Below are 18949 nucleotides of genomic sequence, written 5' to 3' on the forward strand. Positions count from 1 at the left end.
TAGGGATGTCTCGATGCGCGTAATGAAGGGATTGCTCGGTTTGCTGCTGGCGATGCCGTTGCTGGCGTCGGCCGAAGAGATTGGCCAGGTGTCGACGGTGTTCAAGTTTGTCGGCCCCAATGATCGGATCGTGGTCGAGGCCTTTGATGATCCGAAGGTGGATGGTGTGACCTGCTACCTGTCTCGCGCCAAGACGGGCGGGGTGAAGGGCGGCTTGGGTCTGGCTGAGGATCGCGCCGAGGCGTCGATTGCCTGCCGTCAGGTAGGGGCGATTCGCTTCAAGGGTGAGCTGAAGGATGGGGATGAGGTGTTCAAGGAGCGCACGTCCCTGGTGTTCAAGACCATGCAGGTGGTGCGTTTCCTCGACAAGAAGCGCAATACCCTGGTGTATCTGGTCTACAGCGACCGCTTGATCGAAGGCAGTCCGCAGAATGCGGTGACGGCGATTCCGATCCTGCCGTGGCCTACCGGGCAATAACCCTGCTCTATGTGGGAGCTGGCTTGCCTGCGATACAGGCACTTCGGTGTATCAGTGATGCCGAGGTGATGCTATCGCAGGCAAGCCAGCTCCCACATTTGTTTTGCAGTGCCTGTAAAAACGTAGGCAATAAAAAACCGACCCTGGGGTCGGTTTTTTAACAAGCTTATCGCTTAGGCTGCAGCAGCAAGGTTCAGAGCCTTGATGTGGCCATTCAGACGACCTTTATGGCGAGCAGCTTTGTTCTTGTGGATGATGCCTTTATCGGCCATACGGTCGATAACTGGCACGGCCAGAACGTAAGCAGCTTGAGCTTTTTCAGCGTCTTTTGCGTCAATGGCTTTAACTACATTCTTGATGTAGGTACGAACCATGGAACGCAGGCTGGCGTTGTGGCTGCGACGCTTCTCAGCCTGTTTTGCACGTTTTTTGGCGGAAGGTGTGTTGGCCACCGTCGAGCTCCTCGAAAGACTTTTTAGGAAATAGCAAACAAAATAGGCCGCGAATCATGCCGATGAGTTGAAGTCTTGTCAAGGGCGGGTGATGCGAACTGCTGAGTGGTCGATCTTAAGAGGCGGGTGATTTATTTCCGGCGCTTGACCTGTAAACTCGCGAGCTTTGGCTCTGTGCTTGTTGCAGGCGCGGAGTATCGCATATGTGGGCCGTTTGTTCGCCTGCTCTTTATCTATAGGCAAAAACTCTTTCAATGAATCTGCTCAAGTCGTTGGCCGCCGTCAGCTCTATCACGATGATTTCCCGGGTTCTTGGGTTTGTGCGTGACACGCTGCTGGCGCGTATTTTTGGCGCCAGCATGGCCACGGATGCCTTCTTTATTGCCTTTAAACTGCCCAACCTGCTGCGGCGGATCTTCGCCGAGGGGGCTTTTTCCCAGGCATTCGTGCCGATTCTGGCCGAATACAAGGCCCAGCAAGGCGAGGAGGCGACCCGTACCTTTATTGCTTATGTGTCGGGTTTGCTGACGCTGGTGCTGACGCTGGTGACGATCGCCGGGATGCTCGCTGCGCCCTGGGTGATCTGGGCCACAGCCCCCGGCTTTGCCAATACGCCGGAAAAATTCGCCCTGACCACTGATCTGTTGCGGGTGACCTTTCCTTATATATTGCTGATTTCCCTGTCGTCCCTGGCCGGGGCGATCCTCAATACCTGGAACCGTTTCTCGGTGCCGGCGTTCGTGCCGACCCTGCTTAACGTCAGCATGATTATTTTTGCGCTGTTCCTGACGCCGTACTTCGATCCGCCCGTGATGGCCCTGGGCTGGGCGGTATTGGCCGGCGGCCTCGCGCAACTGCTGTACCAACTGCCGCACCTGAAGAAAATCGGCATGCTGGTGCTGCCGCGCCTGAACCTCAAGGACACGGGCGTCTGGCGGGTGATGCGCAACATGCTGCCGGCGATCCTTGGGGTTTCCGTCAGCCAGATCTCGCTGATCATCAACACGGCCTTTGCCTCGCTGCTGGTCTCGGGCTCGGTGTCGTGGATGTACTACGCCGATCGCCTGATGGAGTTGCCATCCGGCGTGCTGGGCGTTGCGCTCGGCACCATCCTGCTGCCTACGCTGTCGCGCACCTATGCCAGCAAGGACCGCCACGAGTATTCGCGGATCCTCGACTGGGGCCTGCGCCTGTGCTTCGTGCTGGTGCTGCCGTGCGCCGTGGCGCTAGGGTTGCTCGCCGAGCCACTGACGGTTGCGCTGTTCCAGTACGGCCAGTTCACCGCGTTTGACGCCTCGATGACCCAGCGTGCGTTGATCGCCTATTCCGTCGGCCTGCTGGGCATTATCGTGATCAAGGTGCTGGCTCCCGGCTTTTATGCTCAACAGAACATCCGTACCCCGGTAAAAATCGCGATCTTCACCCTTGTGGTGACGCAACTGCTCAACCTGGCGTTCATTGGCCCGCTGAAGCATGCCGGGCTTGCACTGGCAATCAGTGTCGGGGCCTGCATCAATGCCGGCCTGCTGTTTTATCAACTGCGTAAACAGAAAATGTTCCAGCCTCAGGCGGGCTGGAGTCTGTTCGCGATCAAGCTGGTGGTGGCCGTGGGGGCAATGGCCGCGGTGCTGCTGGGCCTGATGCACTTCATGCCAGCCTGGGATCAGGGCCAGATGCTGGAGCGCTTCATGCGCCTCGGTGCGTTGGTGGTCGCTGGCGTTGTGGTGTACTTCGGCATGTTGCTGCTGATGGGCTTCCGCTTGCGGGATTTCAATCGCAAGTCGCTGAGCTAGAGACTTTTCGTCGATAAAGCGGTTGTTTTATCGATTCGCGCAAATGGCCTGCGCTGTTGCCTGTCGTCCAGGGCCGGGTGTGGTTATAATCGACCACTTTATGAGCAAGAAGCGCGTTATGCAGCTGGTTCGAGGTCTCCACAACCTGCGCCCCCAGCATCGGGGCTGCGTCGCCACTATTGGCAACTTTGACGGTGTTCACCGTGGCCACCAGGCTATCCTGGCCCGCCTGCGTGAGCGTGCGGTTGAGTTGGGCGTGCCCAGCTGTGTGGTGATTTTTGAACCACAGCCGCGCGAATTTTTTACTCCTGAGACGGCGCCGGCACGTCTGGCCCGCCTGCGGGACAAGCTGCAGCTGCTGGCGGAAGAGGGCGTGGACCGTGTCCTTTGCCTGGCTTTCAACCAGCGTTTGCGCAGCCTCAGTGCCGCCGAGTTCGTCGACCGCATCCTGGTGGATGGCCTGGGCGTGCAGCACCTGGAGGTCGGCGACGACTTCCGTTTCGGTTGCGACCGGGTAGGGGATTTCGATTTCCTGCAACAAGCCGGCGTCACCCAGGGTTTTACCGTCGAAGCCGCGCAAACCGTCGAACTGGACGGCCTGCGCGTGAGCAGTACCCAGGTGCGTAACGCCCTGGCCGCTGCCGACTTCGCCTTGGCCGAGCGCTTGCTCGGTCGCCCGTTCCGGATTGCCGGGCGGGTTTTGCACGGCCAGAAGCTGGCGCGCCAACTGGGCACGCCGACCGCCAACGTGCAACTCAAGCGCCGTCGTGTGCCGCTGACCGGGGTTTACCTGGTGAGTGTCGACATCGACGGCCAATCGTGGCCCGGAGTCGCCAACATAGGCGTCAGGCCCACGGTTGCAGGTGATGGCAAAGCCCACCTGGAAGTTCACCTTTTGGATTTTGCCGGTGATCTGTATGACCGGCGTTTGACGGTGGCTTTCCACCAAAAGCTGCGTGAAGAGCAGCGTTTCGCCTCCCTGGAGGCGTTGAAAACGGCGATCAATGCGGATGTCGCCGCCGCCCGTGCACTAGCCGCACCTAGCGCCCATCGCTAATGAAGAGCCTTAAATGACCGACTATAAAGCCACGCTAAACCTTCCGGACACCGCCTTCCCAATGAAGGCCGGCCTGCCACAGCGCGAACCGCAGATCCTGCAGCGCTGGGACAGTATTGGCCTGTACGGAAAGTTGCGCGAGATTGGCAAGGATCGTCCGAAATTCGTCCTGCACGACGGCCCTCCTTATGCCAACGGCACGATTCACATCGGTCATGCGCTGAACAAGATTCTCAAGGACATGATCGTGCGTTCGAAAACCCTGTCGGGTTTCGACGCGCCTTATGTTCCGGGTTGGGACTGCCACGGCCTGCCGATCGAGCACAAAGTCGAAGTGACCTACGGCAAGAACCTGGGCGCGGATAAAACCCGCGAACTGTGCCGTGCCTACGCCACCGAGCAGATCGAAGGGCAGAAGTCCGAATTCATCCGCCTGGGTGTGTTGGGCGACTGGGCCAACCCTTACAAAACCATGGACTTCAAGAACGAGGCCGGTGAAATCCGTGCCTTGGCCGAAATCGTCAAGGGCGGTTTCGTGTTCAAGGGCCTCAAGCCCGTGAACTGGTGCTTCGACTGCGGTTCGGCCCTGGCTGAAGCAGAAGTGGAATACGAAGACAAAAAGTCCTCGACCATCGACGTGGCCTTCCCGATCGCCGACGAAGCCAAGCTGGCCGAGGCTTTCGGCCTGGCGAGCCTGGCCAAGCCAGCCTCCATCGTGATCTGGACCACCACCCCGTGGACCATCCCCGCCAACCAGGCGCTGAACGTGCACCCGGAATTCACCTATGCCCTGGTGGACGTCGGTGATCGCCTGCTGGTGCTGGCTGAAGAGCTGGTCGAGTCGTGCCTGGCCCGCTACAACCTGCAAGGCTCGGTGATCGCGACCACGACCGGCTCCGCGCTGGAGCTGATCAACTTCCGTCACCCGTTCTACGACCGCCTGTCGCCAATCTATCTGGCCGAGTACGTTGAACTGGGCGCCGGCACCGGCGTGGTTCACTGCTCGCCTGCCTATGGCGTGGACGACTTCGTGATCTGCAAGCAGTACGGGCTGGTCAACGACGACATCATCAATCCAGTGCAAAGCAACGGCGTATACGCGCCGTCCCTGGAATTCTTCGGCGGCCAGTTCATCTTCAAGGCCAACCAGCCGATCATCGACAAGCTGTCGGAAGTCGGTGCGCTGCTGCACACCGAAACCATCACCCACAGCTACATGCACTGCTGGCGCCACAAGACTCCGCTGATCTACCGCGCCACCGCGCAGTGGTTCATCGGCATGGACAAAGAGCCGAACAGCGGCGAAACCCTGCGCAAGCGCGCGATCAAAGCGATCGAAGACACCAAGTTCGTTCCGGCCTGGGGCCAGGCGCGCCTGCACTCGATGATCGCCAACCGTCCGGACTGGTGCATCTCCCGTCAGCGCAACTGGGGCGTGCCGATCCCATTCTTCCTGAACAAGGAGAGCGGCGAGCTGCACCCACGTACCGTCGAGCTGATGGAAGTGGTTGCCCAGCGCGTTGAGCAAGAGGGCATCGAAGCCTGGTTCAAACTGGACGCCGCCGAGCTGCTGGGCGACGAAGCGCCGCTGTACGACAAGATCAGCGACACCCTCGACGTCTGGTTCGACTCGGGCACCACCCACTGGCACGTCCTGCGCGGCTCGCACCCGATGGGTCACGAGACCGGCCCGCGTGCCGATCTGTACCTGGAAGGTTCCGACCAACACCGTGGCTGGTTCCACTCCTCGCTGCTCACCGGCTGCGCGATCGACGATCACGCCCCGTACCGCGAGTTGCTGACCCACGGTTTCACCGTCGACGAGAACGGTCGCAAGATGTCCAAGTCCCTGGGCAACGTGATCGCGCCGCAAAAGGTCAACGACACCCTGGGCGCCGACATCATGCGCCTGTGGGTTGCCTCTACCGATTACTCGGGCGAGATGGCCGTGTCCGAGCAGATCCTGCAGCGCAGCGCCGATGCCTACCGCCGGATCCGTAACACCGCACGCTTCATGCTGTCGAACCTGACCGGTTTCAACCCGGCCACCGACATCCTGCCGGCCGAGGAAATGCTCGCCCTGGACCGTTGGGCCGTGGACCGTACCCTGTTGCTGCAACGCGAGTTGCAGGAGCACTACGGCGAATACCGTTTCTGGAACGTCTACTCGAAGATCCACAACTTCTGCGTGCAGGAGTTGGGTGGCTTCTACCTCGACATCATCAAGGACCGCCAGTACACCACCGGCGCCAACAGCAAGGCCCGCCGTTCGGCGCAGACCGCGCTGTACCACATCTCCGAAGCGCTGGTGCGCTGGATCGCACCGATCCTGGCCTTCACCGCCGACGAACTGTGGGAATACCTGCCGGGCGAGCGTAACGAATCCGTGATGCTCAACACCTGGTACGAAGGCCTGACCGAATTGCCGGCCGACTTCGAGCTGGGTCGCGAGTACTGGGAAGGCGTGATGGCGGTGAAGGTTGCCGTGAACAAGGAGCTGGAAGTGCAGCGCGCGGCGAAAGCCGTTGGCGGCAACCTGCAGGCCGAAGTCACGCTGTTTGCCGAGGAAGGCCTGACCGCTGACCTGGCCAAGCTGAGCAACGAACTGCGCTTCGTGTTGATCACGTCCACCGCCAGCCTGGCACCGTTTACCCAGGCTCCGGCGGACGCCGTGGCGACCGAAGTCCCGGGCCTCAAGCTCAAAGTGGTCAAGTCGGCCTTCCCCAAGTGCGCCCGTTGCTGGCACTGCCGTGAAGATGTCGGCGTGAACCCTGAGCATCCGGAAATCTGCGGTCGTTGCGTCGACAACATCTCTGGCGCTGGCGAGGTTCGTCACTATGCCTAAAGCCAGTCGTTTTGGACGCCTGGGCTTGCTCGTACTGAGCGTGCTGGTGCTGGTCATTGACCAGCTCAGCAAGGCTCATTTCGAAGGCGCCTTGCAGATGTACCAGCAGATCGTGGTGATTCCCGACTACTTCAGCTGGACCCTGGCCTACAACACCGGTGCTGCGTTCAGCTTCCTGGCTGACAGCTCCGGCTGGCAGCGCTGGCTGTTTGCCCTGATCGCCGTGGTGGTCAGTGCCGTGCTGGTGGTCTGGCTCAAGCGCCTGGGGCGCGATGACACCTGGTTGGCTGTCGCGTTGGCGCTGGTGCTGGGCGGTGCGCTGGGCAACCTGTACGACCGCATCGCCCTGGGCCATGTGATCGACTTCATTCTGGTGCATTGGCAGAACCGCTGGTACTTCCCGGCGTTCAACTTTGCCGACAGCGCCATCACCGTCGGTGCAATCATGCTGGCGTTGGATATGTTCAAAAGTAAGAAAACCGGAGAGACCGTTCATGACTGAACAGGTATTGGCTGAGCAACGCATCGGCCAGAACACGGAAGTCACCTTGCATTTCGCATTGCGCCTGGAGAATGGCGACACGGTCGACAGCACGTTCGACAAGGCCCCGGCGACCTTCAAGGTCGGTGACGGCAACCTGCTGCCGGGCTTCGAGGCGGCACTGTTCGGTTTCAAGGCCGGCGACAAGCGCAACCTGCAGATCCTGCCGGAAAACGCCTTTGGCCAGCCCAACCCGCAAAACGTGCAGATCATCCCGCGTTCGCAGTTCCAGGACATGGAGCTGTCGGAAGGCTTGCTGGTGATCTTCAATGATGCGGCGAATACCGAGCTGCCAGGTGTGGTGAAAGCCTTTGATGACGCGCAAGTGACCATCGACTTCAACCACCCGTTGGCCGGGAAAACCTTGACCTTTGATGTTGAAATCATCGACGTTAAAGCGCTGTAACTAACGAAACCGGCCCCTGTAGGAGCTGGCTTGCCTGCGATGGAATCACCTTGGCGTACCTGATATGCCGAGTCGTCTGCATCGCGGGCAAGCCCGGCTCCCACAGAGGCTTACTCTTACAGAGTAGAGTTGATCCCATTTCTTGCCCTGCAAGACACGAGGCACAGCATGCAAATCAAACTCGCCAACCCCCGTGGCTTCTGCGCCGGCGTGGACCGGGCGATTGAAATCGTCAACCGCGCCCTGGAAGTCTTCGGGCCGCCGATTTACGTGCGCCATGAAGTCGTCCACAACAAATTCGTGGTCGAAGACCTGCGCAGTCGCGGCGCCATCTTCGTTGAAGAGCTGGACCAGGTGCCGGACGACGTAATCGTCATCTTCAGCGCCCACGGTGTTTCCCAGGCGGTGCGTACCGAAGCTGCAGGCCGTGGCCTGAAAGTCTTCGACGCCACCTGCCCGCTGGTAACCAAGGTGCACATCGAGGTCGCGCGCTACAGCCGTGACGGTCGTGAATGCATCCTGATCGGCCACGCCGGTCACCCGGAAGTCGAAGGCACCATGGGCCAGTACGACGCCAGCAATGGCGGCGCGATCTACCTGGTAGAGGACGAAAAAGACGTCGCCGCCTTGCAGGTGCACAACCCTGAAAAGCTGGCCTTCGTTACCCAGACCACCTTGTCGATGGACGACACCAGCCGCGTCATCGATGCCTTGCGCTCGCGTTTCCCGGCCATCGGCGGGCCACGCAAGGATGACATCTGCTACGCCACGCAAAACCGCCAGGATGCGGTCAAGCAATTGGCTGACGAATGCGACGTGGTACTGGTGGTGGGCAGCCCCAACAGCTCCAACTCCAATCGGCTGCGTGAGCTGGCCGAGCGCATGGCGACTCCGGCCTACCTGATCGATGGTGCCGAAGACATGCAGCGCAGCTGGTTCGACGGTGTCGAGCGCATCGGTATCACGGCGGGCGCCTCGGCCCCGGAAGTGCTGGTACGTGGTGTGATTCAACAATTGCAGGCCTGGGGCGCCACGGGCGCTGATGAACTGGCTGGTCGTGAAGAGAACATCACTTTCTCCATGCCCAAGGAGCTGCGGGTTCGTTCGCTGCTCTGAGTCCCAGGGTGCCGGCATAGCCCCGGCACAGCGCCTGCTCGGTCTTGTTACTGCGCAGGCTGATTCGCCCGCTGGCTGCCAGCACTATCTGATACAGGCTCAGTTGCTGGTCGGTCGCGCACACGTGGACCGTGCCAGCACTGAAGGCCCCCGCTGACAGCAGCGGCTCCCCCAAGCCGCTGAAGCGTATCTGGGTTCGCACTGGCGTATTCCCCACAATCGGTATCTGCCCACTGTCCTGGCGCTCCAGCAGTATCGGGTTGTCGTCGTCCAGATGACCGCGACCGTTCAGGTCCAGTATCACCCTCCATCCTCGGCTCCAGTCGTCGTCCAATGCATGGATGACCACCGTGCGATTGCGTGCGATGGCTTCCGTGCGGGCGTAGCGCACACCACCGGCAAGGGATTCGGCGGCGTTTTGGCGCCGTTGCGACTCCAGCAGCCCCTTGAGGCTCGGCACTGCCAGGTTGGCCAGGATGCCGCTCAGGAACAGGCCCAGTATCAGCTCGATCAGCGAGAAACCTCGTTGTTTCATGTGCCGTCCCTCCGTGGACGCGGTGTGTTTTTTCAGTCGATGCCGGATGGCAGACATAGTTATAGCGCTGGGGTTGGAACCTCGAATGATGGCCATCCTGTCCAAAGTATTTCGCTTTGTTCCGGGGTGCAGCGCTGGGCCAAGACCGACGCTAGTCTTGCGTCGCACTGCAGATTTTCTTCTGCTTTTTGACGACTTTCGACATGGATGGCGATGGTAATGAACACTTGCCCCGTAACCTTTCGACCTCAACCGGCCCAGGCCGGGATGACCCTGATCGAAGTCCTGGTGTCTGTGCTGATCCTCGCCGTTGGCCTGCTGGGGGCGGCGGTGATTCAGCTCAATGCGCTGAAGTACACCGACAGTTCCAGGATGACCAGCCAGGCCAGTTTCATTGCGTACGACATGCTTGACCGAATCCGCGCCAACTCGGGCGCCGATTACTCATGGGGGCAGAGCGAGCGCGCGCCTGCCAGTACGGCGGTCGCCAGTGTCCGTGATCTGGACCTGCACGATTTCGAAGCCAACATTGCAGGGTTTGCCGGGGAGAGCGCCAAAGGCTCGGTCGTGGTCAATCAGCGAGAGGTGACCATCAGCATCAGTTGGGACGACTCTCGCGCAGCGAAGGCTCAAGGCGCCCGGGAAACATTCACCCTGACGAGCCGGGTTGCCGTCGACTCGAGGGCGCTGCCATGAGGGGCGCGGCTCGCGGTTTCAGTCTGGTGGAGATGCTGCTGGCATTGGCGCTTGGCCTGGTGCTGATCATGGGGGTGACCCAGGTCGCGCTCAGCTCCCGAATCACTCATGCCAGCCAGAATTCAGCTTCGTTGTTGCAGGATGATGCACGCTTTGTGCTGGGCAAGCTGATTCAGGAAATACGCCTGGCGGGCATGTTTGGCTGCCTGTCCACCGCCTCAATCGGCAATGCGCCTGCGGGGTTTGATCGTCCCATCGGCTGGAGTATCACTGGCAGCTCACGGTCCCTGACGCTGGTGACCGCCGACGTCGGAGAGGGTGGCAGCAAGCCTGACTGGACAGTGCTTTCCGATTGCACCGGCGCTGCCCAAGCCTATGCAGGGAGCGGGCCTGTGCCAGCGCCCGGGCAGACCCGCTTTCCACTGCGCAGGCTGACTTACACCTTCGAGGGCGGGCAGTTGAAGTTCAGCACGCTGGCGGCCCCGAGCAAGGCCGTGCTGGTGGATAACGTGGGTGCATTCGATATCAGTTTCGGGGTGGCCGGGAAGGCGGGCTCAACGATTGTCAGCCGATACGACCCTGACCCCGCTGATGAGTCGCTGATACGTAGTGTGCGGATTCTGCTGACGCTTCAGGACCCGAAAGGATTGGTTAAAGACCAGACCTACAGCGTTGTAGCGGCGCTGCGTAATCGGCTGGAGTAGCTCGATGATGGGTTATTACCTCTCACGTTCGAGGCAGTCTGGCATGGTGTTGATGGTCGCCCTGGTATTCCTGCTGCTGTTGGCGCTAATCGGGTTGTTTTCGATGCAGGGCGCAATCTCCCAGGAAAAAATGACCGGCAGCGTTCGCCAGCGCAACCAGTCGTTTCAGTTGGCCGAAAGCGGCCTAAGGCTTGGCGAGTCTTCGGTGCAGGCGCCTGGTTTTGCCTTGCGCCGTTGTCGCTCGACTACCGTCTGTGCGCCTCCTGCCGAGTCGGTTTCCGTCGTGGGACCAGGGACGAACCCCGTGTCGACCGTGACCTGGGTCGGGATGAAGGACAGCCTTTACGGCATTCAAAACCTGGGCTCGGGGACGGGGCTGGCTCATCTGCCGGCAGAAACCCAGGCCACCCTCTATCGCGTGACGTCGGTGGGTGTCAGTGGCCACTCGCGGTCCGTCCTGGAATCTGTGTATGCGCACGTGGGCAGCGGTCCCGGTGAGCGTTTTCGACGAATCATGTGGCGACAACTTCAATAGGTGAGCAGCACGATGAGCAAGGATTGCACAGGCTTCACCCTGATCGAATTATTGATCGCCGTGGCGATCATCGGTCTCCTGGCCGGCGTCGCCTATCCCGGGTACGCCAGCCATATGAAAAAGGTCTATCGCGCGGAAATTGCCGGGTTGCTGACTGAGCAAGCCCAGTACCTTGAACGTTATTACGCGAGGAACGGTACTTTTATTGATGCGACTGGCGTCATCGCCGGCAATGATCGCTATAGAATCACCCCTGTATTGAACCCTCAGGATTTCGTTCTGCTTGCCACGCCGGCGATTGACTCGGTGATGGCGGGTGATCCCTGTGCCGCCTTCAGCCTGAGCAGTACCGGTGCGCGAAGCAATCCGGGGGCCGCGCCTGATATGACGGGCAAGGCGTGTTGGGGGTAATGATGAGGACGCTGGACGATTGGGCGCCGGGCGTGCCTTTTTCTTTTTATCGGCTGGATCGAACAATGGCTAAGCAACAGCAAGTAGTGGTTGTGGGTGGTGGGGTCATCGGCTTGTTGACAGCGTTCAACCTGGCGACCCAGGGGCAGGCGGTTGTGCTGCTGGATCGTTCGGCGGTCGGGCAGGAGTCTTCGTGGGCAGGCGGCGGCATTGTTTCCCCACTCTATCCGTGGCGCTATAGCCCGGCGGTGACGGCTCTGGCGCACTGGTCCCAGGACTTTTACCCGCAACTGGCAGAGCGTCTGTTTGCAGCGACTGGCGTTGATCCGGAGGTTCACACCACGGGCCTGTACTGGCTGGACCTGGACGATGAGGCCGAGGCGCTTGCCTGGGCGGCCCGCGAAGGACGCCCGCTGAGCAAGGTGGATGTTTCAGCGGCCCATGACGCGGTGCCGGTACTGGGCGCCGGGTTTTCCCAGGCGATCTATATGGCGGATGTGGCCAATGTGCGTAATCCGCGACTGGTCAAATCCCTCAAGGCGGCCTTGTTGGCCTTGCCAGGCGTGACGATTCACGAGCAGTGCGCGGTTGATGGGTTTATTCAGGAAGGCGGGAAGGTCGTTGGAGTGAACACGGCGTTTGGGCCGATCCGTGGTGATCAGGTAGTGCTCGCCGCCGGCGCCTGGAGCGGTGAGTTGCTCGGTAGCCTGGGGTTGGCGTTGCCCGTGGAGCCGGTCAAGGGCCAGATGATCCTGTACAAGTGCGCGTCGGACTTTTTGTCGTGCATGGTCCTGGCCAAGGGCCGTTATGCGATTCCCCGGCGCGATGGGCATATTCTGATCGGCAGCACACTGGAGCATGAGGGTTTCGACAAGACGCCTACCGTTTCCGCGCTGGAAAGCCTGAAAGCCTCGGCCGTCGAGTTGATTCCGGCCCTGGCCGATGCCGAAGTGGTTGGGCATTGGGCCGGCTTGAGGCCAGGGTCGCCGGAAGGCATTCCCTATATTGGCAAAGTATCCGGGTTTGAGGGGCTGTGGCTCAACTGCGGGCATTACCGCAATGGCCTGGTGCTGGCGCCGGCGTCCTGCCAGTTGTTCGCCGATTTGTTGCTGGAGCGTCAGCCGATCATTGATCCGGCACCGTACGCGCCGGCAGGCCGAATCAACGCTGGATAGCCTTCGGCCCTTGCTCCAGGTGCGCCTGGGTGCAATACCACTCCTGGCGCTGGCTCAAGGCCCGGTCCTGCGGCAGGTGAAGGCCGCAGTGGGCGCAACGCACCATCTGGATGGTGCCGGGTTCGCTGGGCCGCTGCTGTTTGGCGGCCGGGCTTTTGAATTTGCGCCAAAACCATACCGCGGCAGCAATAACGGCAATCCAGAACAGTAGACGAACCATGGTGGGCAGCTTCTCGACAAGGAATGCGCCAGTTTAGCCAAGGACGTGGCAGGCGCACAGCGCAATAATGCTGCGCAATAAAAAAGGGAGCTCCGAAGAGCTCCCTTTTTGCGTCGCGGCGAACGATCAGTCAAAGATACCGAACGTCATGTAGCTGAACCACGAGCGGTCTTCGTTGTTGCCCAGGGCTTGAGGCCCTTGCTCTTCGATGATGTCGCCGTTTTCGTCACGGGGCTTGAGGTCCGATGGAATCGAATCCTTGGCGTCCTGGTATTGCTTGATGATGTCCTGGTTGGCGCGGGTTTCACCCGGCGGCAGCGGTGGACGGGACTCGATCAGGCCCAGGGTGTACTTGCTCAACCACGAACGGTTGTCGGCTTCGGCTACCTGAGGTACGAACTGGCCGTCCTTCAGGCTTGGGTGGTCCGGGTAGTTGAGCTTCAGGGTTTCCAGGCTGGTGGCCGCCAGGGCGTCCAGGTGCAGGCGCTGGTAAGCCTCGGTCATCACGGCCAGGCCGTCACCCACGGACGGGGTTTCCTGGAAGTTTTCCACGACATAGCGGCCACGGTTCGCAGCGGCGACATACGCCTGGCGGGTCAGGTAGTAGTGGGCTACGTGGATCTCGTAGGAAGCCAGCAGGTTGCGCAGGTAGATCATGCGCTGCTTGGCGTCCGGCGCGTAGCGGCTGTTGGGGTAGCGGCTGGTCAGTTGGGCGAACTCGTTGTAGGAGTCGCGGGCAGCGCCCGGGTCACGCTTGGTCATGTCCAGCGGCAGGAAGCGCGCCAGCAGGCCGACGTCCTGGTCAAACGAAGTCAGGCCCTTGAGGTAGTAGGCGTAGTCTACGTTCGGGTGTTGCGGGTGCAGGCGGATAAAACGCTCGGCGGCGGACTTGGCAGCTTCCGGCTCAGCGTTCTTGTAGTTGGCGTAGATCAGCTCGAGCTGGGCCTGGTCGGCGTAGCGCCCGAACGGATACCGCGACTCCAGTGCCTTCAGCTTTGCCGTGGCGCTGGTGTAGCTGTGGTTGTTCAGGTCGGTCTGAGCTTGTTGGTACAGCTCGACCTCGCTCAGGTTTTCGTCGACGACTTCCTTTGTTGACGAGCAAGCAGCAGTCATGGCGAGGATGGCGATCAGCAGCAGGTGTTTCACTTGCATGGCGGCTTGCGTCCCTATGACGGCCGCTGTCTTGGGCGGGGCCGTCCTGTTATGATGAGCGCCCCTTGGAAAGCCTCGGGGCAAAAGACGCCGTATTTAACCACAAGCGCGCAGCCGAAACCAAAGGCTGTGCCACGCCTAGTCTGAGCATGTCCGATAAAATTGAACTTCGCGCAGAGGTGCCGTCCGAATTGGGCGGCCAACGCCTCGATCAAGTCGCCGCACAATTATTCGCTGAGCACTCGCGCTCGCGCCTTTCCGCCTGGATCAAAGACGGCCGCCTGACTGTGGATGGAGCGGTTATCCGCCCGCGAGACATAGTCCATGGTGGTGCGATTCTTGAGCTGACTGCCGAGCAGGAAGCCCAGGGAGAATGGATCGCCCAGGACATTGAACTGGACATCGTCTATGAAGACGACGACATCCTGGTGATCAATAAACCCGCAGGCCTGGTGGTTCACCCGGCCGCCGGGCACGCTGATGGCACGCTGCTCAATGCCTTGCTGCACCACGTGCCGGACATCATCAATGTCCCGCGCTGCGGCATCGTGCACCGCCTGGACAAGGACACCACCGGCCTTATGGTGGTGGCCAAGACCATTCAGGCGCAGACGCAGCTGGTCACACAACTGCAGAGCCGCAGTGTCAGCCGGATCTACGAATGCATCGTGATCGGCGTGGTAACCGCTGGTGGCAAAATCAATGCCCCGATCGGTCGCCACGGCCAGCAGCGCCAGCGCATGGCGGTGATGGAAGGCGGCAAACAGGCTGTCAGCCACTACCGTGTGCTCGAACGTTTCCGCTCCCACACTCACGTGCGGGTGAAGCTGGAAACCGGTCGTACCCACCAGATTCGGGTACACATGGCGCACATCAACTTCCCGTTGGTCGGAGATCCGGCCTACGGTGGTCGCTTCCGTATTCCGCCGGCGGCCAGTGCAACCATGGTCGATTCGCTGAAAACCTTCCCGCGCCAGGCATTGCATGCACGCTTCCTGGAGCTGGATCATCCGACGAGCGGTAAGCGGATGAGCTGGGAATCGCCACTTCCAGACGATTTTGTCTGGTTGTTGTCGCTGCTCAAGCAGGATCGCGAGGCGTTTATCGGATGAGTGACTGGCTGATTCCTGACTGGCCCGCGCCGGCAGGGGTGAAAGCCTGTGTTACCACCCGTGCGGGCGGCGTCAGTGTGGCGCCGTTCGACAGCCTCAATCTTGGCGATCATGTCGAGGACAACCTCGAGGCCGTTCTTGAAAATCGCCGTCGCCTCACTGAAGCCTTCAATATCCAGCCGGCCTGGCTGCGTCAGGTTCACGGTGTCGTTGTGGTTGAGGCCGATCCCGGTCGGACTGCCGAAGCAGATGGCAGTTGGACCAGCACCCCTGGCATCGCCTGTACGTCAATGACTGCCGATTGCCTGCCTGCGCTCTTCTGCAACCGCGCGGGCACCCGCGTTGCGGCAGCCCATGCCGGTTGGCGTGGCCTGGCTGCCGGTGTATTGGAAGCAGCGTTTGAAAGCCTGGAGACCGAACCTGGCGAAGTGCTGGTCTGGCTGGGCCCTGCCATTGGTCCGCAAGCCTTTGAAGTCGGCCCGGAAGTGCGGGAAGCCTTTGTGCAGCAACTTCCGGAAACGATTGCGGCATTCGTCCCCAGCCACAATCCCGGCAAGTTCATGGCCGACATTTATCAGCTGGCCCGCCTGCGCCTCGCAGCCCGCGGAGTCACAGATGTGTACGGTGGCGGCTTCTGTACCGTGACCGATCCCCGTTTCTATTCCTACCGTCGCAGCCCGCGCACCGGTCGGTTTGCCTCCCTTATCTGGCTCGAACGCTAGACTCTCTTGACTTGGGTCAATCCTGACGCAAGTCAGCGATAGGCTGCTTGAATCTTGCAGAATCCACCCCATCTATAGGGGTATCTGGCAGGTTTCTTCATTCAGGATGTGTTTGTTCATAGCTCCGGCCTGCTCAAAAGGAAGGTGACTAATGCGTATTGATCGTTTAACCAGCAAATTGCAGTTGGCTTTATCTGACGCCCAATCTCTGGCGGTTGGCCTGGACCACCCGGCCATCGAGCCTGCGCACTTGATGCAAGCGCTCCTGGAGCAGCAAGGCGGTTCCATCAAACCCTTGCTGATGCAGGTGGGCTTTGACGTCAACAGCCTGCGCAAGGAGTTGAGCAAAGAGCTCGACCAACTGCCGAAAATCCAAAATCCAACTGGCGACGTGAACATGTCCCAGGACCTGGCGCGCCTGTTGAACCAGGCCGACCGCCTGGCCCAGCAGAAGGGTGACCAGTTCATCTCCAGTGAAGTGGTGTTGCTCGCCGCGATGGACGACAACAGCAAGCTCGGTAAATTGTTACTGGGCCAGGGCGTGAGCAAGAAAGCCCTGGAAAATGCCATCAACAATTTGCGTGGCGGCGAAGCGGTAAATGACCCTAACCACGAGGAGTCGCGTCAGGCCCTGGACAAATACACCGTCGACCTGACCAAGCGCGCCGAAGAAGGCAAGCTCGATCCGGTGATCGGCCGTGACGATGAAATTCGTCGCACCATTCAGGTCCTGCAGCGCCGCACCAAGAACAACCCGGTATTGATCGGCGAGCCTGGCGTGGGTAAAACCGCGATTGCCGAAGGCCTGGCCCAGCGCATCATTAATGGCGAAGTGCCGGATGGCCTTAAAGGCAAGCGCCTGTTGTCGCTGGATATGGGGTCGCTGATTGCGGGCGCCAAGTTCCGTGGCGAGTTCGAAGAACGCCTCAAGTCCCTGCTGAATGAACTGTCGAAGCAGGAAGGGCAGATCATTCTGTTTATCGACGAACTGCACACCATGGTCGGCGCCGGCAAAGGCGAAGGTTCGATGGACGCGGGCAACATGCTCAAGCCAGCACTGGCTCGTGGTGAGTTGCATTGCGTCGGTGCGACCACGCTGAATGAATATCGCCAGTACATCGAGAAGGATGCGGCCCTCGAGCGACGCTTCCAGAAAGTGCTGGTGGAAGAACCGAGCGAAGAAGACACCATCGCGATCCTGCGTGGCCTGAAAGAGCGGTACGAGGTTCACCATAAAGTCGCAATCACCGACGGCGCGATCATTGCGGCGGCGAAATTGAGCCATCGCTACATCACTGATCGTCAGTTGCCGGACAAGGCCATCGACCTGATCGACGAAGCGGCCAGCCGTATTCGGATGGAGATCGATTCGAAGCCCGAAGTCCTGGATCGTCTGGATCGGCGCCTGATTCAACTGAAAGTTGAATCCCAGGCCCTGAAGAAAGAAGAGGATGAGCCGGCGAAGAAACGCCTGGAAAAACTTCAGGAAGAAATTGTTCGTCTGGAACGCGAGTATTCGGACCTCGAAGAAATCTGGACCTCGGAAAAAGCCGAAGTGCAGGGTTCGGCGCAGATCCAGCAAAAGATCGAGCAGTCCCGCCAGGAGTTGGAAGCGGCACGCCGTAAAGGCGACCTGAACCGCATGGCCGAGTTGCAGTACGGGGTGATCCCGGACCTGGAGCGCAGCCTGCAGATGGTCGACCAGCACGGCAAGCCTGAGAACCAATTGCTGCGCAGCAAGGTGACTGAGGAAGAAATCGCCGAAGTCGTCTCGAAGTGGACCGGTATCCCTGTGTCGAAAATGCTCGAAGGCGAGCGCGACAAGCTGTTGAAGATGGAAAGCCTGTTGCACCAGCGCGTCATCGGCCAGGAAGAGGCGGTTGTCGCGGTGTCCAACGCGGTACGGCGTTCCCGGGCCGGGTTGTCCGACCCGAACCGTCCGAGCGGCTCGTTCATGTTCCTCGGCCCGACCGGCGTGGGTAAGACCGAACTGTGCAAGGCCTTGGCCGAGTTCCTCTTTGATACCGAAGAGGCCATGGTACGGATCGATATGTCCGAGTTCATGGAGAAACATTCCGTGGCTCGCCTGATCGGAGCTCCACCAGGCTATGTAGGGTACGAGGAGGGCGGTTACCTGACCGAGGCAGTGCGGCGCAAGCCTTACTCGGTGATCCTCCTGGACGAGGTCGAGAAGGCCCACCCGGATGTGTTCAACGTGTTGCTGCAAGTGCTGGAAGATGGCCGGCTGACGGACAGCCACGGGCGTACCGTGGATTTCCGTAATACGGTGATCGTGATGACCTCCAACCTGGGCTCGGTACAGATCCAGGAACTGGTGGGTGATCGTGAAGCCCAGCGTGCAGCGGTGATGGACGCGCTGACCAGCCACTTCCGGCCGGAGTTCATCAACCGGGTCGATGAAGTGGTGATCTTCGAGCCTTTGGCGCGGGATCAGATCGCGGGCATCACCGAGATCCAGTTGGGCCGCCTGCGCAGCCGTCTGGCGGAGCGCGAGTTGTCGCTGGAGCTGAGCCGCGAGGCGTTGGACAAGCTGATCGCCGTTGGTTACGACCCGGTGTATGGCGCACGGCCGTTGAAGCGTGCTATCCAGCGCTGGATCGAGAACCCGTTGGCACAGCTGATCCTGTCGGGCAGCTTTATGCCGGGCACCAGCGTCGAGGCTACGGTGGAGAACGACGAAATCGTCTTCCACTGAGTCCAGGCTGTAGTGCTATAAGAAGAGGCCTCGCATTGCGGGGCCTTTTTTTTCGATAGGGCGTTGAACTGTAAGGCAAAGGCTTGTAAAGTGCGCCCCGCAGCAACGTCAGCCCAACGGTTTCTTCTCCCCAAGGAGAAATCAGAAAGAAGCGCAAATCCTTGTCTTAAAAGCAATTTAAAGGGTTGACAGAGGTTTTTAAGATTGTAGAATAGCGCGCCTCAGAGGCACTAACGTAGCGATACGGAAGCGACGAAGAGAAGGTAACAAGCAACAACGTAAC

General features: G+C 60.2%; 19 protein-coding genes. 15 read left to right on the forward strand and 4 right to left on the reverse strand.

Annotated elements, in window-relative coordinates:
- The first annotated feature begins 13 nt into the window (after window positions 1-13).
- A complete protein-coding gene (locus V3W39_RS16445) occupies window positions 14-478 on the forward strand; it encodes a CreA family protein (protein WP_294737962.1) in 465 nt (154 codons plus the stop codon).
- 173 nt (window positions 479-651) lie between these two features.
- Here the strand turns inward: V3W39_RS16445 and rpsT are convergent, their stop codons facing one another.
- The gene (gene rpsT / locus V3W39_RS16450; protein ID WP_003215870.1) at window positions 652-930 is read right to left on the reverse strand and encodes a 30S ribosomal protein S20; all 279 of its coding nucleotides are present in this window, start codon (window positions 928-930) and stop codon (window positions 652-654) included.
- 254 nt (window positions 931-1184) lie between these two features.
- Here rpsT and murJ point away from each other — a divergent pair, with 254 nt between their 5' ends.
- The 6 genes from murJ (at window position 1185) to ispH (ending at window position 8688) form a co-directional block, all read left to right on the forward strand.
- On the forward strand, window positions 1185-2723 hold the full coding sequence (murJ, locus tag V3W39_RS16455) for a murein biosynthesis integral membrane protein MurJ (protein ID WP_177043378.1): 1539 nt from the start codon (window positions 1185-1187) through the stop codon (window positions 2721-2723).
- Window positions 2724-2841: 118 nt separating this feature from the next.
- Window positions 2842-3780, forward strand: a complete 939-nt coding sequence (gene ribF, locus V3W39_RS16460) for a bifunctional riboflavin kinase/FAD synthetase (protein ID WP_076014011.1) — start codon at window positions 2842-2844, stop codon at window positions 3778-3780.
- Window positions 3781-3793: 13 nt separating this feature from the next.
- Window positions 3794-6625, forward strand: coding sequence for an isoleucine--tRNA ligase (gene ileS, locus V3W39_RS16465; RefSeq protein ID WP_177043379.1), 2832 nt, complete (start codon window positions 3794-3796; stop codon window positions 6623-6625).
- Window positions 6618-7127 carry a signal peptidase II gene (gene lspA / locus V3W39_RS16470; RefSeq protein ID WP_010174962.1) on the forward strand — a complete coding sequence of 170 codons (510 nt, stop codon included), beginning with the start codon at window positions 6618-6620 and terminating at the stop codon, window positions 7125-7127. Before ileS ends, lspA begins: the two co-directional genes overlap by 8 nt.
- Before the next feature lie 7 nt (window positions 7128-7134).
- Window positions 7135-7572, forward strand: coding sequence for an FKBP-type peptidyl-prolyl cis-trans isomerase (gene fkpB, locus V3W39_RS16475; RefSeq protein WP_003215879.1), 438 nt, complete (start codon window positions 7135-7137; stop codon window positions 7570-7572).
- 168 nt (window positions 7573-7740) lie between these two features.
- Entirely contained in the window at window positions 7741-8688 is a 948-nt protein-coding gene (gene ispH / locus V3W39_RS16480) for a 4-hydroxy-3-methylbut-2-enyl diphosphate reductase (protein WP_010174963.1), read from the forward strand.
- On the opposite strand, the gene V3W39_RS16485 is transcribed toward ispH, so the two are convergent.
- Window positions 8642-9223, reverse strand: a complete 582-nt coding sequence (locus tag V3W39_RS16485; protein ID WP_177043380.1) for a GspH/FimT family pseudopilin — start codon at window positions 9221-9223, stop codon at window positions 8642-8644. The two genes, ispH and V3W39_RS16485, sit on opposite strands and share 47 nt — an antisense overlap.
- Before the next feature lie 219 nt (window positions 9224-9442).
- Here V3W39_RS16485 and pilV point away from each other — a divergent pair, with 219 nt between their 5' ends.
- The 5 genes from pilV to thiO all read left to right on the forward strand — a co-directional run bounded on the left by pilV (window position 9443) and on the right by thiO (window position 12744).
- A complete protein-coding gene (pilV, locus tag V3W39_RS16490) occupies window positions 9443-9919 on the forward strand; it encodes a type IV pilus modification protein PilV (RefSeq protein ID WP_177043381.1) in 477 nt (158 codons plus the stop codon).
- Window positions 9916-10623 carry a PilW family protein gene (locus tag V3W39_RS16495; RefSeq protein ID WP_177120528.1) on the forward strand — a complete coding sequence of 236 codons (708 nt, stop codon included), beginning with the start codon at window positions 9916-9918 and terminating at the stop codon, window positions 10621-10623. The genes pilV and V3W39_RS16495 overlap by 4 nt, the downstream gene beginning before the upstream one ends.
- A gap of 7 nt (window positions 10624-10630) precedes the next feature.
- The gene (locus V3W39_RS16500) at window positions 10631-11158 is read left to right on the forward strand and encodes a pilus assembly PilX family protein (RefSeq protein ID WP_330213008.1); all 528 of its coding nucleotides are present in this window, start codon (window positions 10631-10633) and stop codon (window positions 11156-11158) included.
- Window positions 11159-11170: 12 nt separating this feature from the next.
- Window positions 11171-11569 (forward strand): type IV pilin protein, encoded by a 399-nt coding sequence (locus tag V3W39_RS16505; protein WP_330212976.1) that lies wholly within the window; start codon window positions 11171-11173, stop codon window positions 11567-11569.
- Window positions 11570-11634: 65 nt separating this feature from the next.
- A complete protein-coding gene (gene thiO, locus V3W39_RS16510; protein ID WP_330212977.1) occupies window positions 11635-12744 on the forward strand; it encodes a glycine oxidase ThiO in 1110 nt (369 codons plus the stop codon).
- Here the strand turns inward: thiO and V3W39_RS16515 are convergent.
- Together V3W39_RS16515 and V3W39_RS16520 are read right to left on the reverse strand one after the other, a co-directional pair.
- Complete coding sequence (locus V3W39_RS16515) at window positions 12731-12964, reverse strand: PP0621 family protein (RefSeq protein WP_177043385.1); 234 nt, start codon at window positions 12962-12964, stop codon at window positions 12731-12733. The two genes, thiO and V3W39_RS16515, sit on opposite strands and share 14 nt — an antisense overlap.
- Before the next feature lie 126 nt (window positions 12965-13090).
- On the reverse strand, window positions 13091-14116 hold the full coding sequence (locus V3W39_RS16520) for an outer membrane protein assembly factor BamD (protein ID WP_008432851.1): 1026 nt from the start codon (window positions 14114-14116) through the stop codon (window positions 13091-13093).
- Window positions 14117-14265: 149 nt separating this feature from the next.
- Here V3W39_RS16520 and rluD point away from each other — a divergent pair, with 149 nt between their 5' ends.
- The 3 genes from rluD to clpB all read left to right on the forward strand — a co-directional run bounded on the left by rluD (window position 14266) and on the right by clpB (window position 18666).
- The gene (gene rluD, locus V3W39_RS16525; RefSeq protein ID WP_003215899.1) at window positions 14266-15228 is read left to right on the forward strand and encodes a 23S rRNA pseudouridine(1911/1915/1917) synthase RluD; all 963 of its coding nucleotides are present in this window, start codon (window positions 14266-14268) and stop codon (window positions 15226-15228) included.
- Window positions 15225-15950 carry a peptidoglycan editing factor PgeF gene (pgeF, locus tag V3W39_RS16530; protein ID WP_330212978.1) on the forward strand — a complete coding sequence of 242 codons (726 nt, stop codon included), beginning with the start codon at window positions 15225-15227 and terminating at the stop codon, window positions 15948-15950. Before rluD ends, pgeF begins: the two co-directional genes overlap by 4 nt.
- Before the next feature lie 151 nt (window positions 15951-16101).
- Entirely contained in the window at window positions 16102-18666 is a 2565-nt protein-coding gene (gene clpB, locus V3W39_RS16535; protein ID WP_169386332.1) for an ATP-dependent chaperone ClpB, read from the forward strand.
- Window positions 18667-18949 lie beyond the last annotated feature (283 nt).

It is taken from the genome of Pseudomonas sp. Z18(2022), from assembly GCF_036346535.1.
Lineage (GTDB): Bacteria > Pseudomonadota > Gammaproteobacteria > Pseudomonadales > Pseudomonadaceae > Aquipseudomonas > Aquipseudomonas yamanorum_A.